Annotated in this window: 9 protein-coding genes; 7 read left to right on the forward strand and 2 right to left on the reverse strand. The window is 61.8% G+C overall.

All coding sequences use genetic code 11. The features are described 5' to 3' along the window. Nucleotides 1-48 precede the first annotated feature (48 nt). Nucleotides 49-2775 (forward strand): pyruvate, phosphate dikinase, encoded by a 2727-nt coding sequence (gene ppdK / locus VGG64_17100; protein HEY1601322.1) that lies wholly within the window; start codon nt 49-51, stop codon nt 2773-2775. A gap of 185 nt (nt 2776-2960) precedes the next feature. Here ppdK and VGG64_17105 read toward each other — a convergent pair whose 3' ends face one another. After that, a complete protein-coding gene (locus tag VGG64_17105) occupies nt 2961-4283 on the reverse strand; it encodes a sulfatase-like hydrolase/transferase (protein ID HEY1601323.1) in 1323 nt (440 codons plus the stop codon). Between the two features lie 168 nt (nt 4284-4451). Here VGG64_17105 and VGG64_17110 point away from each other — a divergent pair, with 168 nt between their 5' ends. From VGG64_17110 to VGG64_17125, 4 genes are all read left to right on the forward strand, one after another. Then, the gene (locus VGG64_17110; protein ID HEY1601324.1) at nt 4452-5408 is read left to right on the forward strand and encodes a fumarylacetoacetate hydrolase family protein; all 957 of its coding nucleotides are present in this window, start codon (nt 4452-4454) and stop codon (nt 5406-5408) included. Nucleotides 5409-5600: 192 nt separating this feature from the next. Then, nucleotides 5601-6611: a sugar nucleotide-binding protein gene (locus tag VGG64_17115; GenBank protein HEY1601325.1), complete on the forward strand. Its 1011-nt coding sequence runs from the start codon at nt 5601-5603 to the stop codon at nt 6609-6611. Nucleotides 6612-6789: 178 nt separating this feature from the next. Then, nucleotides 6790-9219, forward strand: coding sequence for a protein kinase (locus VGG64_17120; GenBank protein HEY1601326.1), 2430 nt, complete (start codon nt 6790-6792; stop codon nt 9217-9219). Between the two features lie 138 nt (nt 9220-9357). Then, a complete protein-coding gene (locus tag VGG64_17125) occupies nt 9358-9534 on the forward strand; it encodes a Flp family type IVb pilin (protein HEY1601327.1) in 177 nt (58 codons plus the stop codon). Between the two features lie 115 nt (nt 9535-9649). Here VGG64_17125 and VGG64_17130 read toward each other — a convergent pair whose 3' ends face one another. After that, on the reverse strand, nt 9650-10189 hold the full coding sequence (locus tag VGG64_17130) for an NUDIX hydrolase (protein ID HEY1601328.1): 540 nt from the start codon (nt 10187-10189) through the stop codon (nt 9650-9652). Nucleotides 10190-10306: 117 nt separating this feature from the next. On the opposite strand from VGG64_17130, the gene VGG64_17135 reads away from it, so the two are divergent. Next, nucleotides 10307-11332, forward strand: a complete 1026-nt coding sequence (locus VGG64_17135; protein ID HEY1601329.1) for a site-2 protease family protein — start codon at nt 10307-10309, stop codon at nt 11330-11332. 54 nt (nt 11333-11386) lie between these two features. Further along, a partial coding sequence (locus VGG64_17140) for a hypothetical protein (GenBank protein ID HEY1601330.1) occupies nt 11387-11620 on the forward strand: 234 nt, incomplete at its 3' end.

The following is an 11620-nucleotide window of genomic DNA, read 5'->3' on the forward strand; positions in this document are numbered from 1 at the left end:
CGGCGACCGTTCTCTTTCCATTCTCGCTTTGCGCGAAGGATGCCTACCATGGCTAGCAATGTGAAATATGTCTATTCGTTCGGCCGCAATGGCAGTGATGGCGACGCCAAGTTGCGCGACCTGTTAGGTGGTAAAGGGGCGAATCTGGCGGAAATGACCAAGATCGGTCTGCCGGTCCCCGCCGGGTTCACCATTGGCACGAACGTCTGCACCTACTACTACGATCACGATAGGAAATATCCGCCCGAGCTGCGCGACGCGGTCACGGCCGCTATGGCCAAGATCGAAGCCGAGATGGGAGCCAAATTCGGCTCGACCACGAACCCGCTGTTGGTTTCGTGCCGTTCGGGTGCGCGCGAATCCATGCCCGGCATGATGGACACGGTGCTCAACATCGGTCTCAATGATCAGACGGTCGAAGCCCTGGCCAAGGGGTCGGGCAATGAACGTTTTGCCTGGGATAGCTACCGCCGCTTCGTGCAGATGTACGGCGACGTGGTGCTGGACATGAAGCCCAAGAGCAAGATGGACCACGACCCGTTCGAGGAGCTTCTGGACGCCAAGAAGAAAAAGGTCGGCGTGAAAAACGATTCCGACCTCACGGCCGCACATCTCAAGGAGCTGGTCGCCGAATTCAAGCAGGCCATCAAGCGCGGCACGGGCAAGGATTTCCCCACTGAGCCTATGGACCAGGTATGGGGCGCGATCGGCGCTGTGTTCGGCAGCTGGATGAACGATCGAGCGGTTGTGTATCGCCGCACCTACGGGATTCCGCACGAGTGGGGAACCGCCGTTAACGTGCAGGCAATGGTTTTCGGCAACCTCGGCGACGACTGCGCCACGGGCGTGGCTATGACCCGGGACGTGGCGCTCGGTTTGCCGGGGCTCAACGGCGACTACTTGATCAACGCCCAAGGAGAAGACGTGGTGGCCGGCATCCGCACTCCCAAGCGGATCGAAGAGACGCTCGAAAAGGACATGCCCAAGGCCTATCACGAGCTGAACGAGATCGGCAAGAAGCTGGAGAAGCACTACAAGGAAGTGCAGGATATCGAATTCACCGTGCAGCGCGACCGGGTGTGGATGCTGCAAACCCGCAACGCCAAGCGGACCGGCTTCGCCGCCGTGCGGATCGCGGTCGACCTGGTGAACGAGGGCTTGATCACTAAGCAAGATGCCCTGCAGCCGAAGCGCATTCCGGCAGACGATCTGAATCAGCTTTTGCAGCCGATCTACGACCCGCAAAGCAAGAAGGCCGCGCTGGCCGAAGGGCGCATGCTGGCAAAGGGTATCAACGCCGGGCCGGGAGCCGCCTCGGGCAAGATCTGCTTCCATGCCTCGGATGCCGAGGCCCAGTGGCTGAAAGACAACAAGGTCGAGCTGATTTTGGTGCGCCGCGAAACCAGCCCCGAAGATCTACGCGGTATGAAGATCGCCAAGGGCATCCTCACCGCCTTTGGCGGCGCCAGCTCGCACGCGGCATTGGTCAGCCGACAAATGGGCAAGGCCTGTATCGTGGGCTGCTCGGATCTCTCTGTCGATTACCACAAGGCGACGGTCACCGTTGCCAACCAGGTGCTCAAGGAGGGAGACGTCATCTCGATTGACGGCTTTACCGGCGAGGTTTTCAAGGGGAAGGTGGAAGAGCGCCCCAGTGAGATCTTGCAGGTGCTGATCAACAAGACACTCAAGCCGGCTGAATCGGAAACCTACAAACGCTACGAGCAGCTGATGACCTGGGTCGACGAGCATCGCAAGCTGAAGGTGCGAACCAATGCCGACGAACCGAAGCAAGCGCTGGAAGCGATCTCGTTCGGGGCCGAAGGAATTGGTTTGTGCCGCACCGAGCACATGTTCTTCGATCACATCGACGACTTCCGCGAGATGATCCTGGCCGACACGCTCGAGGATCGCGAGAAAGCGCTCGCCAAGCTGCTTCCGTTCCAACGGAAGGATTTCGACGGATTGTTCCGTGCTATGGACGGACGACCGGTCACGATCCGCTTGCTCGACCCCCCTTTGCACGAGTTCCTACCCCACTCGGCGGCCGAGCAAGAGGCGCTGGGCAAGAAGATCAACATTCCCGCGGCCACGATTGCGCAACGGGTGACGGAGTTGCACGAGTTCAACCCGATGCTCGGTCATCGCGGCTGCCGATTGGGAATCGTCTATCCGGAAATCACGCGGATGCAGGCCCGCGCCATCTTCGAAGCCGCTTGCGACGTGAAGAAGGCCGGTATCAACGTCGAGCCCGAAGTCATGGTCCCGCTGGTTGGCTTCGAGGCCGAGCTGAAGGATCAAGAGCAGATCATCCGCGAAACGGCCACCACGGTCTTTGCCGAGAAGAAGATCGAGATTCCCTATCTCGTCGGCACGATGATCGAGGTGCCGCGGGCGGCCGTGGTATCTGAGCAGATTGCCAAGCGGGCCGAGTTCTTCAGCTTCGGCACCAACGACCTGACGCAGACCACGCTCGGCATGAGCCGCGACGACTATGCCGGCTATATCAACTACTATCGCGAGCACGACATCATCGGCAACGATCCGTTTCAGACGATCGACCAGGCCGGCGTCGGCGAGCTGATGAAGTTGGGCGTGGCCGGAGGCCGCAAGGCGCGACCGAACTTGAAGATCGGCATTTGCGGCGAACACGGCGGAGACCCGGCGAGCGTTCACTTCTGCCACAACATCGGCCTGGACTACGTCAGCTGCTCGCCATTCCGCGTGCCCATCGCACGCCTGGCGGCTGCCCAAGCCGCCGTGGTGAAGAAGTAGCGACAACTGTCGCCTGTAGAAGAAACCACGAATCGCGCGAATGATGCGAATAAAGAATTGTCTTTTATTCGTCCAATTCGTGTGATATGTGGTTTGCGCAGTCTGCTGTAGTTGTCTCGAAAAACATCTCCACGCTGTGCGTAGGCATGGCACCCGTTCACCCTCGGCATTTGGGCGCTGTGGATTTATGTGCCTGTGGCGGGGTTCCACCAGGCGTCTAGCAGCGCACGCAGCTCGATGACCTTGTCGGCATTTTGGCCGGCCATGTTCTTGGTCTCGTGCGGGTCGTGGGCCAGGTCGTAGAGTTCGACGGACTCGTTCGGTTCGTTTATGCGATCGGGCACGATCAATTTCCACGGGCCCGCGACTGCCCAACGCCAGCGCAGATTGGCCGCCGGCTTTTCGAGGTCGATGGCGTTGTGCGTAAAGCATTCGCCGAAGATGGCTGGACGATTCTTCACGGCCCGCTCGTCGAGCAGATTCAGACCCGGCATGTTCTTGTCGGGTGCCTGGCCCAGTGCGGTCAGGATCGTGGGCACTACGTCGAGCGACAGCACCGGAACTGCTGACGTGCGGGGAGCGATCTTGCCGGGCCAACGGACCATGATCGGCGTGCGTAATCCGCCATCGTACGGAGATAGCTTGGACTTGGGGGCCACGCGATCGGCCTCGGGGCTTTGAATCCAGCCGTTGTCGGCCAGGTAGACGACGATCGTATTATCGGCCAGTCCTTGTTCGTCGAGATGATCGAGCAGTTGGCCGACCGTTTCGTCGAACCAGTCGATCATGCCCCAGTACTTGGCCACCGCAAGGGAGCTGGCGCGGTGCTGGTATTTGCTCAGCAGCCGCTCGGGTGGATTGTGTGGCGTGTGCGGCATCATCGGCGCGTACCACACCAGAAATGGCTTGTCCGCCGTGCGCGCGGCGCGGACAAAATCGAAAATCGGCTGCATCGTTTTGCGGCCGATCTGCAAACCTTCGTCGCCATGGCGCTGCCCCACGGTCATGCCGCTGGTGAATCCGCCGCGGCGATAATCTCCTTGCCACCATTTGCCGGTTTGCAGGCTTAGATAATCTTGGGTGCGGAGAATCCGCGGCAAGGTCGGCGTCTCGTCCAGGAACCGATTCATCACCTCGCGCCCCTGGGTGAAAGCCGCCGACTGATGGAACTGCTGCGGCGACATGCCCGCGGGGATCGCCGGATCGTTACACGTGATGCGGTGCTGGTGCGGATACTGCCCTGTGATGATCGACGCCAGGCTCGGGCAGCATAAGCTGCTGGGAACGTAGCCGTGCGTAAAGGTCGCGCTGTCGCGGGCCAACCGGTCGATGTGCGGAGTGTGGATCTCCGGATGCCCCATAAACGAGTAATCCGTCCATGCCTGATCGTCGGAAATGATGAGTACGACGTTCGGCCGATCGGCCGCGATGACAATGGCGGCGTCGCAAGCCGCGACAATGAGTAGCGCAAGGCATGGCAGCCAGCGCAATGGCCAAGAGCGTATCATGGTGTCGATTCCCCGAACTTCGGCCGGTCTCGCTGGTCCCCGTCGTCCAAAAGCGAACCGGCCGCCGCCACATTATACGGTGCCGGTCGGTCGTCTTGACAATCCCCGGGCGCGCGTCAAGCTGGCGGTGCTCGCATTCCCCACCTGATACTCACCAAGGGTCATCTGATGCGTCTCTGTCGGTTCCTTCACGATCGGACCCCGCGTGCCGGCTTCTACGGCGAAGAGTTTATTGTGCCCGTGGCGGCGGCTGCCAAAGCCTTTGGCGATGCCACGCATGAGTCGCTCACGTTGCCGTCTGGCGACGAGTTGATCGCGTTGTTGCCAGGGGGCGAGGCCCACGCCGTGGCAGCAAAACTGTCCGCCTGGCTCGATCGCGCTGGGGCTGCCCTGCCACAATCGGCCCGCGTTCCCACGGCAACCGCACACTTGCTGGTGCCGATCCCGCGCCCCAGCAAGATTCTGCTGCTGGCCGGCAACTATGCCGAGCATATTCGCGAAGGAGGCGGAGTGGCGGCCGAGCGCGCCGAGACTTTTCCTTACGTTTTCATGAAGCCGCCGACCACGACGCTTACCGATCCTGGCCAACCGGTGAAGATTCCCACGATCTCGCCCGGTGCGATCGATTGGGAACTGGAATTAGCCGTCGTCATCGGACGCAAGGCCAAGGGAGTTAAAGAGGCCGACGCACTGAGTGTGGTTGCCGGCTACACGGTGCTGAACGACATCTCGAATCGCAAGTTCCGTCCCAACCCGGGCCGCAAGAAACGCGAGAAGGATGTCTTCTTCGATTGGATGCACGGCAAATGGCATGACGGTTTTTGCCCCTGCGGACCCTGCGTGACCAGTGCCGATGCTGTGCCCGACCCGCAAGCATTGGAAATGAGGCTCCGCGTCAGCGGCCAGGTCAAGCAAGATGCCTCGACCGGGCTGATGGTCTTTCCGGTGGCGGCCGTGATTGAGTTCATATCGAGCTTCGTCACGCTCGAGCCGGGTGATATCATTTCCACCGGCACGCCCTCTGGTGTAGGAAACGCCACGGGCACGTACCTCAAGCCTGGCGACGTGATGGAAGCCAGCATCGCAGGGATCGGCACGTTGGTGACGCCGCTCGTGGCAGAGTGAACGGCGTTCAGACGCGATGCCCTAGAGTTTGAATTGACGTGATGGGTGCCTGGGTGCCATGCCGGGTGCGATGTCCATGCGGGCGTGGACCTGTCCTCGAACGGAAAGTAGTTCGCATGCCCACGCGAGCGTGGGCATGGCACCCGTGAAGATTAACAACGGACTTCCGACGATATCGCAACCGCATAGACCATGTTCCGTCGCAATTCAACGCATCACGAACTGCCGCTACCGCTGTTGATCACCGGGATTGCCGGTGTGGCGGGCTACAATGCGCTCGCGTATTTTCAGGCGCGCTATCCGGGCCAGGTGATCGGCATCCGCCAGCAGGATAATTGGCGATTTCAAGGCGAGGGCATTGTTCCATGCAACGCCGAAGATCCCGTGGGTCTGGCGAGCCTGTTTGAAAAGTACCAGTTCCGCAGCGTCTTGGATTGCGCTGGTAACTGCGCGCTGCGGGCCTGCGAACTCGATCCGGAGCTGGCGTGGCGCATCAACGTCGACGGTGTGCGCAACCTGGTCGATTGCCTGGCAGTGAGGCCAGCGCGATTGGTACACCTGTCGATCGATCTCGTTTTTTCCGGCAACGGTACGGGCGGACATGTCGAGGACGACCCGACCGATCCTGTGACCGAGTACGGCCGCACGATGGTCGCTTCTGAGCAGTTGATTCAAGCAGCGTTGCCCGAGGCTTGCATCCTGCGGATCTCGTTGCCGATGGGGGTCAGCTTCAACGGTCATGCCGGCGCGATCGATTGGATTCAATCGCGCTTCAAGAAGTCGCGACCGGCGACGCTTTACTACGACGAAGTGCGGACGCCGCACTACACCGACTGCTTGAACGAGCTGTGCGAAACGATGCTATCGCGCGAGATCGCCGGTTTGTTCCATGCCGGCGGACCGCGGCCGCTGACATTGTTTCAGATTGCCCAAGTGATCAATCGCGTGGGAGGTTACCCGCCCGAGTGTCTGATGGGATGCTTGCGGGCAGAAGCCGGTCCGGTGCCCCCGCGGGCTGGCAACGTGGCCATGAACTGCGACAAGCTGGCGGCCACATTGGGCTATGAGTCTTTCGACCCCTGGCCGGCCGACCCCCGTTTCGTGCCAACCCACGACACCTGGCACTACGAGCGATCGGCCGATGAACCTGGCTCGTTCGAGTTGCTATCGCAAGTGCTCTATCGCAATCCGCTACGACGCTGATTCTCCTCGCACGGTGTCTGCGGACGGGCCGAAGGGCGGGAAACTCATCGCGGCGCACGCTGATATTGTGGCACTCCCGCAATTGTGATAGCACTCCCTCCCCGGCCGCTTCGGACATTGTGGCTTTGGGCCTATTTGTCCGTTCTTCGCGGCAACCCTACGGCGAGGTCGCGTGGGAGTGCATGCATCACCTCCGGCAGAATTGATCGAGCGATTGGGCCGATTGCAATTGGCCACGGCGCATCAGGTGCGCGCGGCGCAGCGCCACGCTCGGCGGCTGGCAAAGGATCTGGCGTTATTCGACTCGGTATGGGTCGATGCGCTGGTGCAGGCGCGTACGCTCACCACGTTTCAAGCCGCGCGAATCAATGCCGGCAAGAGTGACAGCCTGCGCGTGGGACCATTCGTGCTGCTGGCTCAACTACCTTCGCCGAGCTACGGCGCGTGCTATCGGGCGCGCGAAATTGGTACCACGCAGGAAGTGCGGCTGACCGTCATCGATTGCCCGGATGACCCGGACGCGATGGTCGCTCGCATACGATCTGTGATCGAAATTTCAGCAGCGATCTCCACGCCGCATGTGATTCCGATCGAGCGCTGTGGCGCCGATGGACCTCGGGTGTGGGTCGTCTCGCCCCAAGTCAGCAGCCGAACAGCCGGCGAATTGCTGATTCGCGGCGGCCGGCTTCCTCCGGATGTGGTATGCGAGATTGCCCGGCAAATGGCCGCAGCGTTGACCGTGTGCGAAGTCCGGGGAATCGTGCACGGCGACATCTCGGCCGGGCAGTTGGTGCTGGATCCGTTAGGCGGCGCGCAGTTGATCCATCCTGGATTGCGCGCCGCGGTAAGGGCGAGTGAGGACGATCAGACGAGCGCGCTTGTGCCCGCGGCCTACGACTATATGGCGCCGGAGTTGGCGCGCGGGCTGGCTCCGACGAGCGTGGCGACGGATATTTATGCCTGTGGCGCGCTGTGGTGGCATCTGTTAGCTGGTCGGCCGCCGCTTTCTGGTGCGACAGCGGAGGATCGCTGCCATGCCGCGCAGACGACGCGCATCCGCAGTATCTATCCGATTGCACCCGATACTCCGCGCGTGTTGGTGGACGCTATTGCCCGCTGTACGGAACACGCGATCGAAAACCGGCCCGCGCATTTCGCAGAGCTTTTGGAAATGCTGGGGCCGCCGAGCGATCGTGGGCAGGCGCTGGTCACGCGGCATGTCGAGCGGGGGGCGTCGCCGCCCGAGCGGTTGGTGCGCCGCGTGCGCACGATGCGTCGCTCGCCCAATGCTCCCACCTGGCTGACTGTGGCGGCCGGCGTGCTGCTGGCACTTTCGATTGGAATTTGGCCCCTTTATCAAAGTGGCCTTTCCGACAATGGTGCGGCGGCACGGCAAATTGCCAAGTCCGATGTACCGAACGCCCAGACAAGGTTATCGGTCGCCGCCCCGCGGCTCGCTCCTGCCGGCCAGCGAAATGCTGAACCAAAATCGACAGCACCACCCAATTCAGAAGCCGTGCCAACAGCCGCGGCATTGCCCAAGGGGGTAGCGCCGCAATCGGCGCGCGGCGCGACGAAACCGCGCGACGTGGTAAGGACCGTGGCTCTGCAACCGGTGCCCCCGCGCGTCGAGCCCACGAGCGTGTCGCGCGAGTTTTTGATTTCCGCGGCGCGTCCCCTCGCCTGGGAGCAGGTCCGCCCGCGTGCCGGACAGGTCGTACGTGCCCGCACGGGCGAGCGCGCTCAAGTTGTACTGCCGGCAGGCGGTGGCACGTTGGCGATCGACAACCTACGGTTTGCCGACATCGACTTTGTCGTACCAGCGCTCACGGCTTCGGCGCAGGCGGCGCTCGTCGTCACGGCGCGGCATGTCTCGTTCGAACGATGTTCGTTTCAGTCCGTATCGCCCGCCAGCCTAACCGTGGCGGCCCTTCATTGGTCCGTGGAGGCAAGTAGCGAAACAGAAGGTATGGCGGTGCCGTGTGAATTGTCGATGCGCGAGTGTGTGATGGCGCGCGTCGGCGTCGGCATCTGTGCCGAAATCGCCGGACAAGCCACGCTGAAATTGTCCGACGTTTTGTTTCTCGGCTCGGGATCGTTCGTGAGCATTGTTCCGTCGTCGGTTGCGCGTGGCGCGGAAGCTTCACGCTGGCCCTGCACGACCGATCTGCAACTACGGCATTGCACTGTTCGCGGCGCGGCGTGCGTCTTGGATCTTTCTGCGCCGCGTGGCGACAGCGCGGCGGGTGCGGTACACGTCGACGCCCGCGAGTGTGTCTTCGCGCCGCACGAGGCCGGCACCATCGTGCATGTAACAGGCGGCGTCACGCCGGCCGACGTCCTGCGATCGTTGACCTGGCAAGGCGAGGGCTCGGTGGTCGCCCGTAAGATTCCGGTCGTCCTATGGAGCGCTGCGAGTGGACAACGACGTACTGTGGGGGATGGCAAGCTACCGATCGAAGGGCTGGTGCGCACCGAGCTCGGTTTTGCCGGTGAAGCCGACGAAGGGCCCGACGCGTCTCGGCTGGTCCGCTGGCAGGTTCCCCTCCGCTCGGGGCAGCCGCCAGGTATTGGCGACGTGCCCCTGGCCCTGCCATCGCTTCGGTAATGGGCAAAGTCGGAGTGGCACAAGCCCGCGATTTGACAAGTGCCGAATGCGACCTAGTGTTGCCTTCAGGGACGCCGCAACCTCACTTCACATTTCGCGGGTCCCCACCTTTCGGCTGGACGCCCAGGAGGGCCAGCCATGAGCATGATCCGCCGGTTATTGCGCGGTTCGGAGGGGACGACTTCGGTCGAATACGCCGTCATGTTGGCGATGATTATTGCGTCCGCCATTGCTGCCATCAGCGCTGTCGGCGGACAATCGGGCGGGATGTGGTCGAACATCCAGTCCAACCTGAATATCGCCTTTGGCTCGTAGTCCCTGGCTGAAAGCGCTCGTACTCCGACGGGCCCGCGTGGGCCGCCGGAGTGCGAGCTAGCGGCAGATCCCTCGCTCCTTAGGAAAGCACCGCCAGGCTACGTCCCCCGGGGTCTTAGCCAGGCGACAATCTGGGCGCGCTTTTTAAACGTCGATCGTAAAGCAAAAGCGCCGCCACGGTTTTGGCGTCTTCGATCTCGCCGCGCTCGATCATTGCCAGAATGTCACCAAGGGGCATCGTTTGGGATTCGATCTGTTCCCCCACCTCCAGGCGGGTGGGTCCTGCCGTTAGGCCCGTCGCCACAAACAGGTGCATGCGCTCGTGCAGAATTCCGGGCGAAAACAACATTTGGCACAGCGGCTCGATCACACGTGCCGTGTAGCCCGTTTCTTCGGCCAATTCGCGGTGGGCCGTAACGAGCGGATCTTCGCCGGGCTCGAGTGTCCCGGCGGGAATTTCCAACAACCAGCAGCCGACGGCCAAGCGAAAGTTGCGAATCAGACAGATCCGCCCGTCTTCGAGCACCGGCACAATCGCCACGGCGCCGGGATGCTCGATGCATTCGCGTGTGTTGACGGTTCCGTCAGGCAATCGCTGCTGGCGGCGCAGCACGCGAAAACGGCGTGTCTCGAGCAGAACTTCCGGATAGTCCACTACAATCGGATCCTGCGGTCATTTGATTGATCGCGAAACGCAGCAGTGATAAGATAACGGCAGTGATCGCGTAGTCCAAGGCTGCCCAAGGGCGGCATTATTCTTGCGCAGTTTGACATGCGAGACTTGCTTGGATGGAATGTTTCGCTCGGGCGTTGGGCCGGCATCCAAGTGCGGGTGCATGTCTTCTTCATATTGCTCGCGCTGATCGCGATCTTTCTGGCGAGCGAGAACGATCCTAAAGGGGAATTGGTCGTCGACGCGGCGATCAGTCTCACCATCCTCTTTGTCAGCGTGCTGGCCCACGAGCTGGGCCATTGTTTTGCGGCCCGTCGCATGGGGGGCCGCGCCGACCAGATCATGCTGTGGCCGTTGGGCGGATTGGTGTCGATCAATCTTTCGCACCAGCCGCAAGAAGAGCTGATAACCGCGGCGGCTGGCCCGGCTGTGAATTTCTTCATCGCGTTTCTGGCGTTGCCGGCGCTGTTGATCGCCGGCGTCGACGCGCGGTCACTGTTCAATCCTTTTGCGGCGCCGCAAGCCGCGCAAGGCCTTACCTGGGTCTATTGCGTCCAGATGACCGTGTGGATCAACTGGCTGCTGGTGCTGGTGAACTTGCTGCCAGCTTATCCCTTGGACGGCGGGCGCGTACTGCGCTCGGCCATTTGGCAGAGGAAGGGGTATCGCACGGCGGTGGTGGTTGTCGCGCGGGTGGCCAAGATTACCGCGCTGGCCACATGGATTGCCGCCTGGGCGGTGCATTCGCAATACTCTTACGCGACGCTGCCGCTATTGTTGTTAGGCATGTTGCTGTTCTTCAGCGCCCGACAGGAGACGGAGAGGCTGCAAGATCGCGAATCGGACGAGGGCGTTTTCGGCTACGACTTCTCGCAAGGTTACACGAGCCTGGAGCGCAACTTCGGCACCCCTTCGCGCAAGTCGCCGGGCCTGCTACGGCAATGGCTGGACAGTCGGCGCGAATCACGACGGCTGCGTCAGCAGCGGATCGAAGAAGAAGACGATCGCCGTGTCGACGATGTGCTGGCTCGTTTGCACGAGGTGGGGCGCGACGGCCTATCGGACGACGACCGCGCGTTGCTCGATCGCGTCAGTGCGCGGTATCGAAATCGACAGCGCGGCTGATCTTCGCGTGCCCTCGATCGGCGCATCGCATTCTTTAGACTCTGGCGGCAAACCTTGGCACGTCAGGAACACCCGCGCGAAGATCTGATCGCCGAGGCCACGGCCTTGGTCGAGCGCGTGGAGCTAGTGCTTACGGCCGGCGGTCGGCACGTCGTGATCGGCTTTCGTCGCGACGGCGCCGCGAGTATTTATTTCGATCACGATCCGGCGTTTCATTTCAATACACGCCAGGAACTGCGGCGGGCCTACGTCGCAGGGCAACTTCTCAAGGCCGATCGCGGACATCTG

The sequence above is a fragment of the Pirellulales bacterium genome (assembly GCA_036490175.1).
Taxonomy (GTDB): domain Bacteria; phylum Planctomycetota; class Planctomycetia; order Pirellulales; family JACPPG01; genus JACPPG01.